The sequence below is a fragment of the Aquabacterium sp. genome (genome assembly GCF_048860245.1).
Classification (GTDB): Bacteria; Pseudomonadota; Gammaproteobacteria; order Burkholderiales; family Burkholderiaceae_C; genus Aquabacterium.
This window is the reverse complement of record NZ_JBLIZW010000058.1, coordinates 1-18,206: the sequence shown is the minus strand read 5'-3', so window position 1 is coordinate 18,206 and position 18,206 is coordinate 1. Positions and strand designations below refer to the sequence as shown.

Below are 18,206 nucleotides of genomic sequence, written 5' to 3'. Positions count from 1 at the left end.
CACCAGTAGCCCGGGGCGCGCGACCTTGCGCACGAGGCTGACGAAGTTCTCTGCGTTCGGCAGGATGTTTGCGCCCTCATCGGATCGATGCTCACGCGCACGTTTTGCCGCAGGCTGGCTCGTCGCCAACTTGGTGCTTTTCTTTGTTGTTGAGGCTTGGTCAGCTGGCATAGGCAAGTTCCTTTGACAAAGTGCGCGATTGCGCGAAAGGTTAATCTGATGGTTCAAAAAACGCCGACGCGAGGTCGGCTCCACAGGCGGTAGATCCTGGTCAGCGCATCGTGGCCTCCTGAGTGGTCAGGCCATATCGGTTCAGACGTACTTGGATGAACCGTGGATTGACACCGAAGCGCGTCGCCAAGGCTTTCTCGAAGCGATCCATCTCCAAGACTCCCAGGTCGCCGTTCGCCTTGATGCGCAGGGCCGTGCCGGGGTGGTCGGGATCGGTTGAAGGATGGCGATGGATGGTGATGTCATGCTGGGGCGCAAGCTCCTCGACGGCGGCGATGATGCGTTGGCGAGGCACCAGCAAGGAGCCCATGAACTCGTTGGCGCGCAGCTCGGCGATCAGTTGTTCCCGGTGGAGCGTCACCGCATCGCCAACCTGATGATCGAGCGCATCGACCTCGTCCACGTCGGCGAGGTGCAGGGCATCAAGGTGAAGTGGCGGGAACTGGGCTGGGACGCCCTGATCGGTGAGTTCGCCCCGAGGGGCATCGGCGCGGAACTGGTGGAGGTCGAAGCCTGATGATTGATCCGATGGAAACCTTCGTGCCCCTGACATTTCGTCGCCGGGGCGCGCGGCGGGTGGCCGCCGACGACCGCCAAGTCCACGATGTGACGCTGCTGGAGGGGGTGGCACGCGGTTTCTACTGGCAGCACCTCGTGGACACCGGTGTGATGAAGAGTGGATCAGACATTGCCCGAGCCGAAGGACTGCACCCCTCGGTGCCCAACGAGCTGATGCGCCTGACCCTGCTCGCGCCTGACATCCTCGAACTGCTGATGGCCGGGCGGCAGCCTCGCCGGATGAACCTGATCTGGTTCCAGCGCAACCCGCTGCCGGTGGATTGGGAGGCGCAACGCCAGATCGTGAAGCGCTTTGAGGAGGACGCATGAGCAAGAAGCACCGGGGCCGGTTCAAGGGTGATCCGGTCACCTATCAACTGCCGAACCCGGCAGGCGGCGTGCAACTGGAAACCTTCGTGCCCTGGACGCTGGTGAAGCGGGGGCTGAAGAAGCAGGTCATCACGCCCTTGGACGCGCCGCAGGAATTTCTGTCCGAGGCCACCCGGGAGCGGGAAGCCCGGTCGGCCGTGCAGGACACCGCGTTGATGCGGGCGCTCGGAATGGCGCACCACTGGCAACGCCTTCTGGATGAGCAGCGGGCGGCATCAGTAGCCGAGATCGCCGAGGCCGAAGGCATGGACGTGACACAGGTGCGCCGGGTCATCCGGCTGACGCTCCTGGCCCCGGAGGTCGTGGAACGGCTGGTGGGCTCGCCCGATGCCGTGCTGGAGAAGGTGATGCGCCGCCCCTGGCCCAGCAGTTGGAATGCCCAGACACAGGTACTGCCCGGTACTTTCCAGGGTTGAACTACCGGCACCCGAAGAGGACATCGGGGCGGACGACGCACTCAGTCAGCGGCCAAGAGCGTCCGCTAACACACTGCCCAACCTCGCGATTGCGGCATTGCTGTCTGCCATCGGTGCAGATGTCTGCGTGATGTATATGCCTACAACGACGGGGTCGCGGTCTTTAGGCCAGATGACAGCGACGATTGATCGTGAGCCATGGCCGCCAGCACCAGACTTGTCAGCTATAGACCAAGTGCGCGGGAGGGTCGCACGTAACAGCGCGTCAGCGACCTTATCGTTAATCATCCAGTCTGTCAGCAACGCGCGCGAGTCCTCCCGCAGCACGTCGCCAAGAATGATGCGGCGCAGGCTTTCAACGATGGCGTTCGGTGTGGTCGTATCGCGCAAGTCGTTTGGGGTGGCTTCATTCATCTCCGGTTCTTTGCGGTCGAGCCGGGTATGCGGGTCACCGATGTCGCGCATAAAGACCGTGAAGGCCTGGGGCCCACCGATCGCATCTGTAACGATGTTGGCGGCCGTGTTGTCACTCCAACTGACGGAGGCTGCGCAAGCTTCGCGCAAAGTCACTTGTCCACCCGTCTTTTCCATCACCGGCGAGTAGGTGACGAGAGAGGCGCGTTCAATGGAAATGACGTTCTCCAGCGCCAGCACGCGCCGATCAACTTGCTTCAGAAGCGCGGCACACGAAAACGACTTATGCGTGCTGTTCAGAGGAAACCGCTCATCGCCCCTGTGGGCCCAATGGGTCCTGTCCTTTGCATCGAATACCGCCATGCCGATACGCGCGCCCAACCGCGCTTCTTCAGCCTGAACAGCTTTTGACAGAGTGCCAACCTCTAGGGCGTTAGCAGATGGCGAAAAGGTTGTGAAGGTGGCGACGGCGATGGCCACAGTCCGGAGCAGGTAGGAAAAGTTCATCAGGGAATGTTAGTAGGGCTTTTTCTCGCGACAGAATAATGCGTAGCAAAGCATATTGTCACCCTGAGTCGCCACCGCTACAGGAGTTGCCAACCACAACCGACCGCCTCTAAACCCGCGCCAGCAAAGGAAATGGCCTCGAGAACGCTCGCGTGGCCACCAGAGAAAACGGAGAACAGAGAGGCGTCGGTGGGGGCAAAAAAGACGACTTCGCAGGGGTGGCGCTCGCGAGGCCAGGCCCGAAAACCGCGCCAACACTGGGGGAACGGGCAAAAAAAATCCCAACCGATGAGGGTTGGGATTTTGGGTATTGGTGGAGCCGGGGGGAATTGAACCCCCGTCCGTAAGCCATCATCGAGCAGTTCTACATGTGTAGTCGTCTGATTTGATTCTCACCAGCCTGATCGCGCAGCGACACGCTACCAAGCTAGCCAGTCACTTGAATCTCGACCTGAACCGAGTGACCCGGTTCAAGCCCAGCCTATGTGAATGACCTCTCAGCCCTTGTCTTGCGACTCAAGCCCAGCCCATAGGCCAACTGTTGAGAGGCTCACCGGTATTAAGCGGCGAGTGCGAACGATTCGTCGTTTGCAGTTAGTTTTTTTCCAGTGGATTTACGAGCTGACTGGTGCTCGACATGCCCTGTCCCGAATCCGCACCCACGTCGAAACCAGGTCGGCCCCAGGAAGAAAGGTCATTGTAGGCCGGATCGCTCCGGCCGTGTGACCTCGGTTCAAGATATTGTGCTGCCTGGCCAGATTTCAAGAGACGTCGACCAAGCCCTTGCACATCTGGTTCAGCACCTCTTCTTCGTCGCCGCCCAACTTGCCCGCCGCCAGACGTGCGGCACGCTCGATTTCTCGCAAGCGCAGGCGCAAGGCGTCTTGAACCGCTTCGGCTTCCGCCATGTCTTCAGGGGTGATGGTGCCCAAGCTCCAGAGACCGCTTTCGTTCCAGCCCTGACGCAGCTTGTGCAGCAGATAGCGGCTCAGTTCAGCCGCACGTTGCAGACCTTCGCTCGACTCGGCGGGCAGGGTGCCGTCGATGTGGTTCATGGCTTCTTGCAAGATCACGTCCAGCCTCGACAGTGACACCTGCAGGTCAGACATGGTGCCCTTGGCCTCCATCGGCTTGACAGAGCGCGCTGCGGCAGCCAAGGGGCCCGACAGATGGATGTCAAACTCGCCGGGCACCACACGCAGCGCCACACTGGCGTGATGCAGATTGGCATGTGGGCTGCGCAGTGCGGCCAAGCCCGCATCGGTGACCGACAGCAGTCGTCCCAGCGTGGACATCTTGTCACCCGTCAAACGGTGGGGGTAGCCAGATCCATCGAGGCGCTCATGGTGCTCGCCCACCGCGCGCGCAATGTCCTTCGGATAGTCCGTGAGCTGTGTCAGCAGCAACTGACCGATGTGGGGGTGAACCACCAACTGTCGGTAGCTCTCTATGTCCAGCGTGGCCATGGCGTCGGCTTCACCGTATTCGGGGGCGACATACATTTCCCCCACGTCGTGAAGCAAACCGGCCGTCATGGCCATCGACACCAGCTTGTCGTCGCCGCCTCGGCCTCTGGCCAGCGCGCCAGCCACCGCCATGGCCTCGACCGCATGCGCAAAGGCCTGAGGGCGCGCCGTCTGCACCGTGCTCAACAGCAGTTGCACCACCGAGTGCAGGTGGATGCTGGCCGCACCTTTGATCAGGGCTTCCGCATAAGGCATCAGCAGCGGGCGCAGCGGGCCATCATCCTTCAGCAGGCGGGCCACCTCTTGGGCCAAGGTGGCCGAGGTCACGCCATCTTCCACCATCAAACTGGTTTCAAGCGGCTTGCTCAGTGCCCGGTCCATCAGCTTGCGCTGCAGGTCGCGCGAAACAGGCTGATCACGTGCCCACAGCTTGATGCCACTGATGTCGAAGATGTCGCTGGATGCGATGATCGACTTGGTCTCGCTGGCTTCCAGGATGGTGGCCAGCGCATGGGGATTGGCCGTTTTGAAATCGGCCTGAACAGCGGGAAGACTCATGACGTGCTCCTCTGCGGCGCCCATCATGCAAGCCTTTGCCTACTGAGGCGCCTCAGTGCATTATGGCGCCGGGGGCAAGGGCCGTCACCTAGCAAAACGCCGGGCAAAACCCGGCGTTTCAGATGTTTCATGAGCCAGCTCAAAAAGCCGGACTGAAGCGTCAGCTGCGGTAATCAGCGTTGATCGTCACGTAATCGTGCGACAGGTCGCATGTCCACACGGTGGTCTTGGCCTCGCCACGGTTCAGGCCCACGCGGATCGTGATTTCGCTTTGCTTCATCACGCGCTGACCGTCTTCTTCCTTGTACTCGGGGCGGCGGCCACCCTTGGTGACCACGTGCACGTCGTCCAGGTGCAAGTCGATGAGGCTCTGGTCCAGATCGTCGATGCCGGCGTAACCCACGGCCGCCAAGATGCGGCCCAGGTTGGGGTCGCTGGCGAAGAAGGCGGTCTTGACCAAGGGCGAATGGGCAATGGCGTAAGCGGCTTGCGCGCACTCGGCTTCATTGCGGCCACCTTCCACGGTGATGGAGATGAACTTGGTTGCGCCTTCGCCATCCCGCACGATGGCTTGCGCCAGCTTTTGCGAGACTTCGATGATGGCGGCGCGCAGGGCCTGGCCTTCGGCGCTGACCAGATCGGTGATCTCGGCGTGTTGGGCCTTTCGGCTGGACATCAGCACGAACGAGTCGTTGGTCGAAGTGTCGCCGTCGATGGTGATGCGGTTGAACGAGGCATTGGCCGCATCGGTCACCAGGCTTTGCAGCAAGCCGGGGGCCACGTTGGCGTCGGTGGCCACATAGCCCAGCATGGTCGCCATATTGGGCTTGATCATGCCGGCACCCTTGCTGATGCCGGTGATGGTCACGGTCTGACCACCCAGCGTGATCTGCTTGGAATAGCCCTTAGGCAGGGTGTCCGTGGTCATGATGCCTTCGGCGGCCACGGCCCAGTTGTCTTCCTTCAGGTCGGCAATGGCGCCAGGCAGACCGGCTTCAATGCGGTCAACCGGCAGCGTTTCCATGATCACACCGGTGGAAAACGGCAGGATCTGTTCGGGCGACACGCTCAGCAGGCGGGCCAGGGCAATGGTGGTGGCGCGGGCGCGCACCAAACCATCTTCGCCCGTGCCGGCATTGGCGTTGCCGGTGTTGATGACCAGCGCACGGATTTCGTTGCCAGCGCTCAGGCGCTCGCGGCACAACTGCACGGGGGCGGCGCAAAAGCGGTTCTTGGTGAACACGCCAGCGACAGCCGAACCTTCAGCCAGGGTGATGACGGTCAGGTCGCGGCGATTGGCCTTGCGCACACCGGCCATGGTGATGCCGAGCTGGACGCCCGGAACGGGATGCAGGTCGGCGGGGTTGGGGGCAGTCAGATTGACGGGCATGGTTTCAAACTCCAAAGACGGTCAGGCCAGCTTGCCGTGGCAGTTCTTGTACTTCTCACCGCTGCCGCATGGGCAGGGGTCGTTGCGGCCCACGCGGGGCACTTCGGCGGCCAGGGTGGCCGGGTCGGTTTCCGACACGGCTTCACCGTCTTCGTTGGGGTGGGTGTACGTGACGTTCGAGAAGCTTTCGCCTTGATGCTCAATGGCTTGGGCGGCGGCCTCGGCCTCTTCACGGGTCTGGATGCGCACGGTCAGCAGCACACGGCTGACGTCCATCTTGACCGTGTCGAGCAACTGACCGAACAGTTCGAACGCTTCACGCTTGTACTCTTGCTTGGGATTCTTCTGGGCGTAGCCGCGCAGGTGGATGCCCTGGCGCAGGTAGTCCAGCGCAGCCAAGTGCTCACGCCAGTGGCTGTCGATGTGCTGCAGCAGCACCATGCGCTCAAAGCCGGCGAACTGCTCGGGGCCCACGATCTCGACCTTGGCAGCGTAAGCGGCTTCACCGGCTTGCAGCACGCGTTGCAGCACGTCTTCATCGTCTGCCGAGGTGGCGGTGCTGATCCAGCTCACCAGGTCCACGTTCACTTGCCATTCGTCGCGCAGCACCTTTTCGAGCGTGGGCAGGTCCCATTGCTCTTCCAGGCTTTCGGCGGGCACGAAGGTACGCACGACATCGGTCAGGGCACCCTTGCGCAGGTTGGCGATGGCCTCGGCCACATCTGCGCTGTCCAGAATCTCGTTGCGCTGTTGGTAGATGACCTTGCGCTGGTCGTTCGACACGTCGTCGTACTCCAGCAGTTGCTTACGCATGTCGAAGTTGTGGCCTTCCACCTTGCGCTGCGCCGATTCGATCGAGCGGGTCACGATGCCGGCCTCGATGGCTTCGCCCTCGGGCATCTTCAGGCGGTCCATGATGGCGCGCACGCGGTCGCCCGCGAAGATGCGCATCAGCGGATCATCCAGCGACAGGTAGAAGCGCGAAGAACCGGGGTCACCTTGACGACCCGCACGACCGCGCAACTGGTTGTCGATGCGGCGGGATTCGTGACGCTCGGTGGCGATGATGCGCAGGCCACCCAGCTCCTTCACCTTGGCGTTCAGCTCGGCCTGCTCTTTGCGCAGCGCGTCGATCTTGGCGGCCTTGGCGGCTTCGTCCAGCGACTCGTCGGCTTCGATCAGCGCAATGTCTTTCTCGACGTTGCCACCCAGCACGATGTCGGTACCACGGCCGGCCATGTTGGTCGCAATGGTGATCATGCCGGGGCGGCCAGCCTGCGCCACGATGTCGGCTTCGCGGGCGTGTTGCTTGGCGTTCAGCACCTGATGCGGCAGGCCCTCGCGGGTCAGCATCTGGGCGATCAGCTCGGAGTTTTCAATCGAGGTGGTGCCCACCAGTGTGGGTTGACCGCGCTCGTGGCACTCGCGGATGTCGGCCACGATGGCGGCAAACTTTTCCTTCGAGGTCTTGTAGACCAGATCCAGTTGGTCCTTGCGAGCCAGGATGCGGTTGGGGGGGATCACCACGGTTTCCAGGCCATAGATTTCCTGGAATTCGTAGGCTTCCGTGTCAGCCGTACCGGTCATGCCGGACAGCTTGTTGTACATGCGGAAGTAGTTCTGGAAGGTGATCGAGGCCAGGGTCTGGTTCTCAGCCTGGATGTGCACGCCTTCCTTGGCTTCCACAGCCTGGTGCAGGCCGTCCGACCAGCGGCGACCCGACATCAGGCGGCCCGTGAACTCGTCCACGATGACCACTTCACCGTTCTGAACCACATAGTGCTGGTCCTTGTTGAACAGGTGGTGCGCGCGCAGGGCAGCGTACAGGTGGTGCATCAGCGAGATGTTGCCCGCGTCGTACAGCGAGGCGCCTTCTGGCAGCAGGCCCGCCGCGGTCAACAGTTGCTCGGCCTTTTCGTGGCCGGCTTCGGTCAGGAAGACCTGGCGCGACTTTTCGTCAGCCGTGAAGTCACCGGGTTCGATGATGCCTTCGCCGGTCTTGGGGTCTTCTTCACCGATCTGCTTCTTCAGGTGTGGCACCACGGTGTTGATGCGGATGTACATCTCCGTGTGGTCTTCGGCCTGGCCCGAGATGATCAGCGGTGTACGGGCTTCGTCGATCAGGATCGAGTCCACTTCGTCCACGATGGCGTAGTTCAGGCCACGCTGCACGCGGTCTTCGACTTCGTAGACCATGTTGTCACGCAGGTAGTCGAAGCCGTATTCGTTGTTCGTGCCGTAGGTGATGTCGGCGGCGTAAGCGGCTTGCTTCTGTTCACGGGGCATCTGGGGCAGGTTGATGCCCACGCTCAGACCCAGGAAGTTGTAGAGCTTGCCCATCCACTCCGCATCACGGCGAGCGAGGTAGTCGTTCACCGTCACCAGGTGCACGCCCTTGCCAGTCAGTGCATTGAGGTACACCGGCAGGGTGGCGGTCAGGGTCTTGCCTTCGCCGGTACGCATTTCGGCGATCTTGCCGTTGTGCAGGGACATGCCGCCCAGCATCTGCACGTCGAAGTGGCGCATCTTGAAGACGCGCTTCGACCCTTCGCGCACCACGGCAAATGCTTCTGGCAACAGGCTGTCGAGCGATTCGCCCTTGGCGACGCGCTGTTTGAATTCTTCGGTCTTGGCGCGCAGTTGGTCGTCGCTCAGGGACTCGAAAGTGGGCTCCAGCGCGTTGATCTTGGCCACCGTCCGACGGTATTCCTTCAGCAGGCGTTCGTTACGGCTACCAAAAATCGAAGTAAGAAGCTTGGGCAACATGGAGCAATCAATCCAATCGGTCGTTTGTGTCAGCCCCTTGGCTGACCCTGGTTGTCAGGGACTAACCCCCATTCAACCTGAACAGAAAAGTGTAGCACCCAGGGGTGTCGCTTCTGCGACGCGTGCACACCGCAGGGCAGGGGGCTTTCCCCTGCACAAGACGGTCTATCGCTTCAATGTGAGGGCTGTTTGGTTGGGATCAAGGTGCTCAGTGCGCAGCACAAGCCGCCCATCACCACCACGACCACGGCGCCAGAGGGCCAATCCAACATGGCCGACAGGCTCAGCCCCAGCGCATAACTCAGTGCCCCGACGCCCCATGCCAGTGGCAATTGCCACCGTGCGGGTGCATGACGCACGGCCAAGGTGGGCATGATCAGGCTGCTGAACACCAGGTAGACCCCGACCAGTTGCACGGATGCCGTCACGGCCACGGCAAACAGCATGTAGAACCCGGCTTGGCCCAGCCAGCGCCGCGCACCAAACCACAGGGCCAGCACGATGGCTGCCAGCAAAGCCTGGGGTTGCAGTTGCTCGGGCGTGACCCAAAGGATTTGCCCCACCAGCAAGTCCTTCAGGTGCTCGCCTCCGTGTGGGTTGCCTGCGAGCAGCAAGATCCCGGCGCTGGACGCCACCACAAACAGGGCGCCAATCAAGGCTTCCTGAATGTCGGGCCAGCGACGTTCCATCCAGGTCAGGATGCCCGCCCCTAGCAGCGCGGCTGACACGGCGGCAGCCTGTACGGCCCAGCCTTGAGGTTCCCACCCCAGCACGTCTGCCAGGATGACGCCCAGTCCGGCCATCTGTGCCACCGCCAGGTCAATGAACACAATGCCTTTTTGCAGCACCCGTTGCCCCAAAGGGACATGGGTGCTCAAAACCAGCAAGCCAGCGATCAGAGCGGGGCCGACGATGGACCAGTCCACGGTATGTGTCATCCTGATGCTCCTTAGTGCGCGACCTTCAGCAGTTGATCGATGGTGTCGTCAAACAGGCCAAACAGGTCTTTGGCGCGTTCGCTGCCGCCCACTGTGAAGGGCAGGACCACCACCGGGACGTGGCTGCGTTCTGCCAGCCATTGCGAGCTGCGTCCGTCGTTGTAGGCCGCGCGGATCACAGCCTTGGCGGGTTGCTGCTGCAACAACTGGATCACACCAGACAGGTGCGCGCTGCTGGGCTCCACACCGGGTAGGGGTTCCAGTGCGGTGACTTCTTTCAGTCCCAGCCAGTTTTCGAGGTAAGGGAAGCCTTTGTGCTGGACCACGATGGGCATGCCCTTCAGCGGAGCCGCCTTTGCGTGCCATTGCTGCATGGCTTGTGTCCAGCGAGCGTTGAAGTCACTCAGGCGTTTTTGATAGACCGGTGCCTGGGCTGCGTCGACCTCAGCCAGGCGTTTGCCCAGCGCTTGTGCCACGGCGGCAATGTTGCGCGGGTCGGTCTGGATGTGCGGGTTGCCGGCCGCGTGCACATCGCCATCGGCGCGATCCAGGCGCGTTGGGACGTCCAGCATCTTCACCGAGCGCGCCGCCTCAAAGAAGCCCGGCTTGCCCGGTTGCACGTTCGGGTTGCCGGACTGCCGCAGCAGCACGGGCAGCCACCCGGCCTCCAGCTCGGCGCCGGTGCACACCAACAAGTCTGCATTGCGCACCGCGGCCATCAGGCTGGGGCGTGCCTGGACCATGTGGGGGTCTTGCAAGGCGTTGGTGGCGGTGTAGATCGTGGCTTGTTCGCCAGCCAATTCGCGGGTCAGCGCGGCCCATTCGGGCTCGCACGCAAAAACCTTCAGAGCCCAACCGGGGCCGGCACAAGCCAGCAGGGCGCAGCCGGCCACGAGCGTGCGGCCCAGGGTGCCATTTGAAGTGCGATGGTTCATTGCCAAACTCCTCAGAAGGCGTGCGCACCGTGTGCGCCCAGGTTCATCTGGTACTGCAGGAACACTTGGGTGTCCTTGCCATCTTGGCGAACACGGTCGTCGTTGACCTGAATGCGCCAGCGATGGAATTCACTGGGGGACCAGTCCAGCATCAGGCTGTTGCGACGTGGGCGCGCGTCCAGGCTGCTCAAGCGATCGGCCAGCGCGCCGAAGCTCACCGAGCCGGTGTCCAGTTGCTCCGTACGCAGCCCGACACACCAGCGCGGCATGAACTGGTAGACGCCCTGCACATACCAGCCCGACTGAGTGGACTGATAGACGCCGTTGCTGCTGTCGGCCACATCGGTCAGATCGCCGGATTCGACACGGCGGAAGTACTCGCCTTGCAGCTTGAAGTTGGTGGACTGGGCATTGCCGTTCGGTGCCCATTTCCACACACCGTCCAGCACCCAAAGCCGGCTGTTGCCGTGGAAGGTGCGCGCAGCCTCGCCGGTGTCCGTCAGATCCCACGTGCGGTCCTTGGCGCGGGTCTGCATCCACGATGCGCCTGCACGCCAACTGTTGCTCAGCCCCACGTCACCACCGGTATGGGCGCTGACCAGCAGCGCCCCCAACCCGTTTTGCCCGGCATGGGCACCCGGGAAGTTGCCTCCCTGGCCTACTTCCATGCCCAATTCAATGAACTGCTCAGTCGGCAGCAGCCACTTGGCTTGCAGACCTTCTTGCTTGAACTGCCCGCCCAAAAAGGCCTGATGGGTCAGCGGCGCATCGACAAAGTCCCAGGTGTGGGTGTGCTGTTCGTTCAAGTAGCCCAGACCGGCATAAAACCGGCCACCTTTGAGCGTCAAGCCCGCCGGCAAGGCTGTGCTTTGGATGTACGCCTCTTCCACCTCGACTTCGTTGTCGCCGGTCACGGCCAGGGTCAAGGCGCCAAATGCCAGGTTGTCGATGTTGGCGCTGAAAGTCAGCTCCGACTCACCCAGCGTGAAACCTCGCTCTCCAGGGCCCACTTCACCGCCGCTGGGGGCAAAGCCCGGGATCGTCCAAGTGCCGGGGTCTTTGGATAAATTGGCATAGGTGCCACTCAGCACCAGGCCAATGGCCGGGTTGAACGCATTGTTGCCTTGGCGGCTGACTGTCGGTTCGGGTGCGGGTTCTGGTGACGGGGCGGGCGTAGAAGCCACCGTTTGAGACTGGCTCTGTGCTTGTGCCAGCTTGTCTTCGAGTGCTTTGATGCGGGTTTCGTAGTCTTGGCGCAGCGCGTCGATTTGCTGACGGAGTTGCGCCAGTGTGGGGTCGGTGGCCGACCACGCGGGCAGGCTGACGCCCACGGCCAAAGCCAGTGCAGAGAGTTTTTTCATGATGAGACAAATCATTCCCCGGCCGGGCACACAGTCAAGGTGCCAGCCGGTCGTTGCGGGAAAAGCGAACGGAAATCAGATTTGTCGAAGGGGTGGGGCGCGGGCCCAATAGGCAGTTTGGACCTCGCCATCGGCCAGCACCATGCGGGGTGCATCTGGCGCGGCATGGGTGGTCGCCAACATGCGCAGCACCGGCACATGAGGCGTGCTCAGGTGGTCGGCGGCATGGTGGGCCACGCATTCGCAGCAGATCGTGTGCGCGGCGTGCGCATCGTCGTTGGCTGCGTGTTGCAAGGCATGGCGCAGCCCGGCCTGTTGCATGAGCAACAGCACCAACGCCAGCACCAAAGTCTGGCCCATCTGCAACCACGAACGACCTTGCATGGTGCTAGTCTACTGTGGTGACAATATGCCCTTGCAACTCTCGGTAATTACGCAGTGACCCGTCCCCGCATCACAACCAGCATTTCCTTCAAGCCCATGGTGCCGGATGTGCCCCAGGTGGCCAAGGTCATGACGCGTTCGAATGCACTGTCGGGATTGATGCAGCGCTTGCGTTTGTCGCAAGACTGCCTGGCTGCCATCCGCGTGGTGCTGCCCCCGGCCATGGCACCCTATGTCAGCGCTGGGCCAGTGGATGACGAGGGGTGGACCTTGCTGGCCGCCAATTCGGCCGTGTCTGCCAAGCTGCGGCAATTGCAGCCTCGGCTGATGGAGGCTTTGGTGCGCAAGGGGATCAAGGTCAACACGATCCGCGTGCGCATTCAAAATCAGTGACGGCCAGGCGTTGGCCGTCTCCGGATCAAGCCAACAAGGGCGGCACCAAGGCAGCCAGTGCCTGGCGCTGCGTGACGGCCTTGCCTTGCAATGCAAAGCCCAGCAGGGGTTCTGACTGGCCCTCAGGTGCAAAGCGTGCTTCCAAAGCCTCGTCGGTGCTGGTGACGGTCCAGGTGCCTTCGGCCCCCGCAGGCGGTGGGCACACCACCGTGGGCCACGCGGGGGTCTTCACCACCACGGGCATGGCTGGGTAGCTCACCGCGGTCTGTTTGCCTGACAGGGTTGCAGCCAAGGCACGGGCCTGCTGCATCAGCGGCATCACATAAGGCAGCAGCGTGCCATCGACCTCGGCGCAGTCGCCCAGAGCGTAAACGTGCGGGGCACTGGTGGCCAAGTGCCGGTTCACGGTCACGCCACGTCCAGTTTGAATGCCTGCAGCGGCCGCCAGTGCCGTGCGGGGCTTGAGGCCGATGGCAGACAAGACCAGATCGGTGTCCACCGTGCTGCCATCGCTCAGGCTCACACGCAGACCTTGGGCGCCATGTGCAATCGAAGCGACGCTCACCCCAAAGCGGAAGCTGACGCCGCCCGCCACCAGCTTGTCTTGCAAGCGGGCGCTGCCTTCGGGCGGCAGCAGACGTGCCAGCGCGCGCTCGGCCAGGTCAATCACCGTGGGTTGAACTTCGCGTGCCAACAAATCGTTGGCAAACTCACACCCAATCAGGCCTGCGCCCAAAATGGCCACGCGCTTGACCGGTGTACCTGCTGGGCCTGCATCCAGCGCCTGCGCAAAACGCGCAAAGTCATCCAGATCGTTCACCGACAGCGCGGTGTCAGCGGCATCGCCGGCCAGCGGCAAGCGAATCGGGTCGGCCCCCAAAGCCAGCACCAAGTCACGGTAAGGCAGCACTTCACCGGTCGACAAGGTCAACGTTTGCGCGGCTGTGTCCAGCGCGTCCACCGACACCTGGGCCACGATCCGGGCCTTGATCTCATCGGCCATCTTCTCGGCTGATTTCATGACCAGCGAGGCGGCGGTCTTCTTGCCCGCCAGGGCGTTGGACAGCATGGGCTTGGAATAAAAGCCCGCCTCGTCACGGCTGATGAGCACGATGGGCACTTCGGCGTCTGCTTTGCGCAGCTCGCGTGCCACGTTGTAGCCCCCCAGCCCCGAGCCGATGATGACGACAGCTTCGGTCATGGCGTTCAAATCTCCACCATTTCGAAGTCGGCCTTGCCAACGCCACAGTCGGGGCAGACCCAGTCAGCCGGCACGTCTTCCCACTTGGTGCCAGCCGGGATGCCATCTTGCGGCCAACCTTGAGATTCGTCGTAGATGAAGCCGCAAACGATGCACTGATAGGTTTTCATAGGTTCTCTGAGCGCCGCAAAAGGCGCGATTGTCAAACAAACGCCCCGGTCCGGACAGGATACGGGGCGTCAAAAAGGGAAGTCCGAGCGTCAATTATTCAAACACCGCAGCACCTGTGCGGGGCTCGACAGGCTGGACGGACCGGAAGACCATGGCTTTGGGGTCTCGCAAGGAGGTCAGTTCATACAACTGAACCTGACGATCCAGGCGCGCACCACCGTCGCGTGTCAGGGGCGTCCAACGCAGGCTGGCGGTCTCTTTGCTGGACGTGGCCAACATGGCATCAAATGGGATGTTCACATACACCCCCTTGTCAAAGCTGCCCTCACCAAAGTCCTTGGCCTTCACATTGGTCTTGGTGCCATACGCGCCCACCGAAACGCCGTTACTGAAGCGCCTGCTGAAGTCCAGCGTCGCCCCCTTGTCTCCCGCCAGGTATTGGCCTGCCGAGAGCTTGACGTTGACATCCTGCCAACCCGTATCCCAGTAAACCGTAGCGTGTCCTGTCGTTACGCCGTAGTCACGCAGTTGGAGGTTCTGGTGGAAGTCACGTTGGCGCACACGGTTCACATCCACACCCACAGCCAATGGGCTGCGCCATGGCCGATACAGCCACTCTGCGCCCACGCCGGCATACATCCATTCCAAGGCGCCGCCATACAGGCTCACAAAATGATCGGCTCCCAGCTTCTCCACATGCGTCAGCTGCAAATTGGGTAGCGTCAAGCGTGATGCGGTAGTGAACTCGCGCTGGTACGTGCGTACGCGAGGCAAGTCGCTCGGCGCTGTGTACTTGAAGTTGTCGTAGTTATCGGCCACGCGCAGATTCAGCGTGCCGCTCAGCCAAGTGCTGGCGCTGAAACGGTACTCCGCTGTTGCACTGACGCCAAGCTGGTAAAGCAAGAATGCATCAGGGCCACCCAAGATCTGTGTGTAAGACGGAGCAATCGTGTACCGCACACGCACAAACACCTGCGTTGTCCTTGAGCACCATGCTGAGTTCGCCGGTTAAGCAGTTCGAAGCGGGTGCGACAGGGTCATCGATGAGTCCAGTGGTCATGCCATCTGCCGCTGACACAGTCGCGCGAGAAGCCGCTCCAGCCTCGCCACCGGAAGTCGTACCAGAGGTCGATGCCAACGCGACCGAGTTTCAGCGGTTTGTGCGAGACACAACGGGCCGGTCCTTGCCACTCTTCGGCTACAACTTGTTTGCGGGGCGAACGTTTCCGACCCTGCAAAACGTGCCGGTTCCAGCCGATTACGTCGTTGGTCCCGGTGACGAAATTGTGCTGAAGATGTGGGGCATGGTCGATGCCGACGCCCGCTTGACCGTCGATCGCAATGGTCAGGTCGCGATCCCGCGTGTGGGGGTCGTCACGGTGGCCGGGCTCAAGTCGTCTCAGCTTGAGTCCGCACTGAAAAGTCAGGTCGGGCAGTACCTGAAAAACTTTCAATTGAATGCCACGATGGGGCGCTTGCGCTCCATGCAAGTGTTTGTTGTCGGGCAGGCTCGCAAGCCCGGGGCTTACACGGTGTCGAGTCTTTCCAGCTTGATCAGCGTGTTGTTTGAGAGCGGCGGCCCAGCCGCCAGTGGCAGCATGCGCAAGATTCAGCTCAAGCGAGATGGCAGAGTTGTCTCAACCATCGACCTGTACAAGTTTCTGGCGGAAGGCGACAAATCAGCCGATGTGTTCCTTCACCCCGGTGATGTGATCGTGATTCCGCCTGCAGGTCCACGGGTGGCCATGATCGGTGCGCTGGGGGCGCCTGCAATTTATGAACTGAGCCGTGCCGAAGAGCCTGTCGCTCACGTTTTGAGCTACGGTGGTGGGGCGTTGTCGTTGACCACGCCACACAAGATCTTGATTGAGCGGATTGAGCCGAGCGTCGTGAAGGCGCCGCGTGTCGTGATCGAGCGCGCATTGGACGCCGCAGGTTTGAAGAGCACTGTCCAAGATGGCGACGTCGTCACGTTGTTCAAAATCAGCCCGGCCTTCTCTAACGCGGTGACATTGCGCGGCAACGTGGCAACGCCATTGCGTTACAGCTATCGCCCCGGCATGCGCGTGGCCGATCTGATCCCCGAGCGTGAGGCCCTCATTCAGCCGGACTACTACACCCGCAAAAACATCCTTGTCCAGTTTGAGAAGGATGAAAAGGCGGGGCGCGAACGAGTCTCAGCGGAGCGGCAGCTCAGTGAGGTCAAGAACCTGCTTGAGGAAATCAACTGGGACTATGCAGCGATTGAGCGCGTGGATCCCAATGACCTTCGCACACAGTTGATACCCTTCAATCTGAGCAAGGCCATTCGTGAGCGGGACCCAGCGCAGAACATGGAACTGCAGCCGGGCGATGTGATCACGGTATTTGGCGTCAAGGATCTGCCAGTGCCGGTCGCCAAGCGCACGCAGTTTGTGCGTATCAGTGGCGAAGTCCGGGTGCCAGGGTTCTATCAAATTCAACCTGGCGAAACCTTGCGCCAGGTGGTGGAGCGTGCGGGTGGCATGACCGAGCAGGCCTACCCTTACGCGACGGAGTTGACACGCGAGAAGACGCGCTCTCAGCAGCAGGCCAACCTCGACCGTGCCATTCGACGACTAGAGGCAGACATTGCTGGGCAAGCCTTGACGACAGTACAGAACGCGACGAATCAAGATTCGGCTGCAGCAGTGCAAGCTCAGATGGCGGCGCAACGGCAACTGCTGGCGCGGATGCAAAGCCTGAAAGCATCGGGGCGCATTGCTTTGGAGCTCAAACCCGAACGCCCGGAGTACCCGGACTTGCCATTGGAAGACGGGGACAGCGTCACCATTCCGTCTAAGCCAGGTTTCGTGAGTGTGTTTGGCGCCGTGTTGGCGGAAAACGCGTTCATCTATCGTCCAGAAGGGACGGTGGAAGATTACTTAAACCGCGCAGGTTTGTTACGTGAGGCAGACGTCGAGGCCGCGCTGATCATTCGTGCGGATGGCTCCGTAGAAGGTAACGCGGCGCATCGCAGCTGGTTTGGTGGTGGTGGTTTCATGGGCAAGGAGTTGCAGCCAGGCGATGCGGTGTTTGTCCCTGAAAAGTTTGATCGCAGGTCGGCATACACCCAGTTCATTCAAGGTGCAAAGGACTGGACGGCCATCTTCTATCAATTCGGCCTGGGTGCCGCGGCGATCAAGACCATTCGCAATTAAGGCTGCAAATGAGCGATACACGCGACGAGGCCATGGACGACGAGATCAGTCTGTTGGACATTGCCATCACCATCAAGCAAAACATCAAGTTGCTGACCTTGACGCCACTGGCAGCGGGTGTCCTGGCTCTGGGCGGCAGTTTCTTGATCCCACCGACTTTTACGGCAACAACGACTTTTTTGCAGCCCCAGCAGCAGCAAAGTGCGGCCGCTGCCATGCTGCAAGGCTTGGGTGCCTTGGGGGGCTTGGCGGGCGCTGCGACCGGGTTGAAAAATCCGGCGGATCAATATGTGGCATTCGTCAAAAGTCGAAGTGTTCAGGATGCACTCGTCAAACGCTTTGAGCTTCAAAAGCGGTACGAAGCCGATTTGCACGAAGACGCATTGCGGGCGCTAGAGTCTGCTGCCCGCGTCAGTGCGGGCAAAGATGGCCTCATCAAGATTGAGGTGGACGACCGTGACCCAGCATTTGCTGCTCGTTTGGCAAACGCACATATTGAAGAATTGAGCCACTTGTTGGACCGTTTGGCGATCACCGAGGCTCAGCAGCGGCGCGTTTTTTACGAAAAGCAATTGGAGCAAACAAAGGCCAAGCTGGCCGTGGCGCAAGCAGCCCTGCAGGGCAGCGGCATCAATGAAGGCGCACTTCGTGCGGAGCCCAGAATGGCCGCTGAGGCCTATGCCAGCTTGAAGGCCGCAGTGACCGCTGCACAGGTGAAATTGCAGTCCTTGCGTACGTATGTCACCGAGCAGGCACCAGAGTTCAAGTTGGCGCAGTCGGAGCTGGCTGCGTTGCAGGCGCAACTGGGTAAGCGTCCGACGACCACCCTCTAGCCAAGGCTGTATGGCGGCGTGAAGATCGCGTCCACTATGGAGAAGATGTTGGACGCGATCGCAAAACAAGAGTCTGACGCCAAGACCGGCGTTGTTGGTGTACGCAAGCGGCGCA

15 protein-coding genes, 1 other RNA gene and 3 pseudogenes are annotated in these 18,206 nt (G+C 61.4%); 6 read left to right on the top strand and 13 right to left on the bottom strand.

Features of this window, described 5'->3' with window-relative positions; translation table 11 throughout:
• Positions 1–271 precede the first annotated feature (271 nt).
• Positions 272–634 carry a hypothetical protein gene (locus tag ACMV18_RS06675; protein ID WP_420817200.1) on the bottom strand — a complete coding sequence of 121 codons (363 nt, stop codon included), beginning with the start codon at positions 632–634 and terminating at the stop codon, positions 272–274.
• On the opposite strand from ACMV18_RS06675, the pseudogene ACMV18_RS06670 reads away from it, so the two are divergent.
• From ACMV18_RS06670 to ACMV18_RS06660, 3 genes and pseudogenes are all read left to right on the top strand, one after another.
• A pseudogene (locus ACMV18_RS06670) lies at positions 566–748 on the top strand (recombinase family protein); the annotation flags it as partial. The gene ACMV18_RS06675 and the pseudogene ACMV18_RS06670 overlap by 69 nt on opposite strands.
• Positions 748–1,119, top strand: coding sequence for a site-specific recombinase resolvase (locus ACMV18_RS06665; protein WP_127774817.1), 372 nt, complete (start codon positions 748–750; stop codon positions 1,117–1,119). The pseudogene ACMV18_RS06670 and the gene ACMV18_RS06665, both read left to right, overlap by 1 nt.
• Positions 1,116–1,595, top strand: a complete 480-nt coding sequence (locus ACMV18_RS06660) for a hypothetical protein (RefSeq protein WP_420817199.1) — start codon at positions 1,116–1,118, stop codon at positions 1,593–1,595. Before ACMV18_RS06665 ends, ACMV18_RS06660 begins: the two co-directional genes overlap by 4 nt.
• A gap of 45 nt (positions 1,596–1,640) precedes the next feature.
• Here ACMV18_RS06660 and bla read toward each other — a convergent pair.
• The 9 genes and pseudogenes from bla to ACMV18_RS06615 form a co-directional block, all read right to left on the bottom strand.
• Positions 1,641–2,450: pseudogene (bla, locus tag ACMV18_RS06655) on the bottom strand (class A beta-lactamase); the annotation flags it as partial.
• Between the two features lie 377 nt (positions 2,451–2,827).
• Positions 2,828–3,199: a transfer-messenger RNA gene (gene ssrA, locus ACMV18_RS06650) on the bottom strand.
• A 78-nt stretch (positions 3,200–3,277) separates the two neighbouring features.
• On the bottom strand, positions 3,278–4,540 hold the full coding sequence (locus tag ACMV18_RS06645; protein ID WP_420817198.1) for an HD-GYP domain-containing protein: 1,263 nt from the start codon (positions 4,538–4,540) through the stop codon (positions 3,278–3,280).
• A gap of 160 nt (positions 4,541–4,700) precedes the next feature.
• Positions 4,701–5,930, bottom strand: a complete 1,230-nt coding sequence (gene argJ / locus ACMV18_RS06640; RefSeq protein WP_420817197.1) for a bifunctional glutamate N-acetyltransferase/amino-acid acetyltransferase ArgJ — start codon at positions 5,928–5,930, stop codon at positions 4,701–4,703.
• Positions 5,931–5,951: 21 nt separating this feature from the next.
• Positions 5,952–8,696: a preprotein translocase subunit SecA gene (gene secA / locus ACMV18_RS06635; RefSeq protein ID WP_420817196.1), complete on the bottom strand. Its 2,745-nt coding sequence runs from the start codon at positions 8,694–8,696 to the stop codon at positions 5,952–5,954.
• Between the two features lie 173 nt (positions 8,697–8,869).
• The gene (locus ACMV18_RS06630; protein ID WP_420817195.1) at positions 8,870–9,634 is read right to left on the bottom strand and encodes a metal ABC transporter permease; all 765 of its coding nucleotides are present in this window, start codon (positions 9,632–9,634) and stop codon (positions 8,870–8,872) included.
• A gap of 11 nt (positions 9,635–9,645) precedes the next feature.
• On the bottom strand, positions 9,646–10,569 hold the full coding sequence (locus tag ACMV18_RS06625) for a metal ABC transporter substrate-binding protein (protein ID WP_420817194.1): 924 nt from the start codon (positions 10,567–10,569) through the stop codon (positions 9,646–9,648).
• A gap of 11 nt (positions 10,570–10,580) precedes the next feature.
• Complete coding sequence (locus ACMV18_RS06620) at positions 10,581–11,930, bottom strand: hypothetical protein (protein WP_420817193.1); 1,350 nt, start codon at positions 11,928–11,930, stop codon at positions 10,581–10,583.
• Positions 11,931–12,005: 75 nt separating this feature from the next.
• Positions 12,006–12,314 carry a hypothetical protein gene (locus tag ACMV18_RS06615; RefSeq protein ID WP_420817192.1) on the bottom strand — a complete coding sequence of 103 codons (309 nt, stop codon included), beginning with the start codon at positions 12,312–12,314 and terminating at the stop codon, positions 12,006–12,008.
• A 54-nt stretch (positions 12,315–12,368) separates the two neighbouring features.
• Here ACMV18_RS06615 and ACMV18_RS06610 point away from each other — a divergent pair, with 54 nt between their 5' ends.
• Positions 12,369–12,707, top strand: a complete 339-nt coding sequence (locus ACMV18_RS06610) for a DciA family protein (RefSeq protein WP_420817191.1) — start codon at positions 12,369–12,371, stop codon at positions 12,705–12,707.
• A gap of 25 nt (positions 12,708–12,732) precedes the next feature.
• Here ACMV18_RS06610 and ACMV18_RS06605 read toward each other — a convergent pair whose 3' ends face one another.
• The 3 genes and pseudogenes from ACMV18_RS06605 to ACMV18_RS06595 all read right to left on the bottom strand — a co-directional run.
• Entirely contained in the window at positions 12,733–13,908 is a 1,176-nt protein-coding gene (locus ACMV18_RS06605) for an NAD(P)/FAD-dependent oxidoreductase (RefSeq protein WP_420817190.1), read from the bottom strand.
• Between the two features lie 5 nt (positions 13,909–13,913).
• A complete protein-coding gene (locus ACMV18_RS06600) occupies positions 13,914–14,078 on the bottom strand; it encodes a rubredoxin (RefSeq protein WP_420817189.1) in 165 nt (54 codons plus the stop codon).
• A gap of 94 nt (positions 14,079–14,172) precedes the next feature.
• Positions 14,173–15,042 (bottom strand): annotated as a pseudogene (locus tag ACMV18_RS06595) (YjbH domain-containing protein); the annotation flags it as partial.
• 95 nt (positions 15,043–15,137) lie between these two features.
• On the opposite strand from ACMV18_RS06595, the gene ACMV18_RS06590 reads away from it, so the two are divergent.
• Positions 15,138–17,258, top strand: coding sequence for an SLBB domain-containing protein (locus ACMV18_RS06590; protein ID WP_420817188.1), 2,121 nt, complete (start codon positions 15,138–15,140; stop codon positions 17,256–17,258).
• 8 nt (positions 17,259–17,266) lie between these two features.
• The gene (locus ACMV18_RS06585; RefSeq protein WP_420817187.1) at positions 17,267–18,091 is read left to right on the top strand and encodes a Wzz/FepE/Etk N-terminal domain-containing protein; all 825 of its coding nucleotides are present in this window, start codon (positions 17,267–17,269) and stop codon (positions 18,089–18,091) included.
• The last annotated feature ends 115 nt before the right edge of the window (positions 18,092–18,206 follow it).

Coding starts and splice junctions, on each gene's coding strand:
- ACMV18_RS06665 (WP_127774817.1), top strand. CDS start 748: ATGATTGATCCGATGGAAACCTTCGTGCCCCTGACATTTCGTCGCCGG.
- ACMV18_RS06660 (WP_420817199.1), top strand. CDS start 1,116: ATGAGCAAGAAGCACCGGGGCCGGTTCAAGGGTGATCCGGTCACCTAT.
- ACMV18_RS06645 (WP_420817198.1), bottom strand. CDS start 4,540: ATGAGTCTTCCCGCTGTTCAGGCCGATTTCAAAACGGCCAATCCCCAT.
- argJ (WP_420817197.1), bottom strand. CDS start 5,930: ATGCCCGTCAATCTGACTGCCCCCAACCCCGCCGACCTGCATCCCGTT.
- secA (WP_420817196.1), bottom strand. CDS start 8,696: ATGTTGCCCAAGCTTCTTACTTCGATTTTTGGTAGCCGTAACGAACGC.
- ACMV18_RS06630 (WP_420817195.1), bottom strand. CDS start 9,634: ATGACACATACCGTGGACTGGTCCATCGTCGGCCCCGCTCTGATCGCT.
- ACMV18_RS06625 (WP_420817194.1), bottom strand. CDS start 10,569: ATGAACCATCGCACTTCAAATGGCACCCTGGGCCGCACGCTCGTGGCC.
- ACMV18_RS06620 (WP_420817193.1), bottom strand. CDS start 11,930: ATGAAAAAACTCTCTGCACTGGCTTTGGCCGTGGGCGTCAGCCTGCCC.
- ACMV18_RS06615 (WP_420817192.1), bottom strand. CDS start 12,314: ATGCAAGGTCGTTCGTGGTTGCAGATGGGCCAGACTTTGGTGCTGGCG.
- ACMV18_RS06605 (WP_420817190.1), bottom strand. CDS start 13,908: ATGACCGAAGCTGTCGTCATCATCGGCTCGGGGCTGGGGGGCTACAAC.
- ACMV18_RS06600 (WP_420817189.1), bottom strand. CDS start 14,078: ATGAAAACCTATCAGTGCATCGTTTGCGGCTTCATCTACGACGAATCT.
- ACMV18_RS06590 (WP_420817188.1), top strand. CDS start 15,138: ATGCCATCTGCCGCTGACACAGTCGCGCGAGAAGCCGCTCCAGCCTCG.
- ACMV18_RS06585 (WP_420817187.1), top strand. CDS start 17,267: ATGAGCGATACACGCGACGAGGCCATGGACGACGAGATCAGTCTGTTG.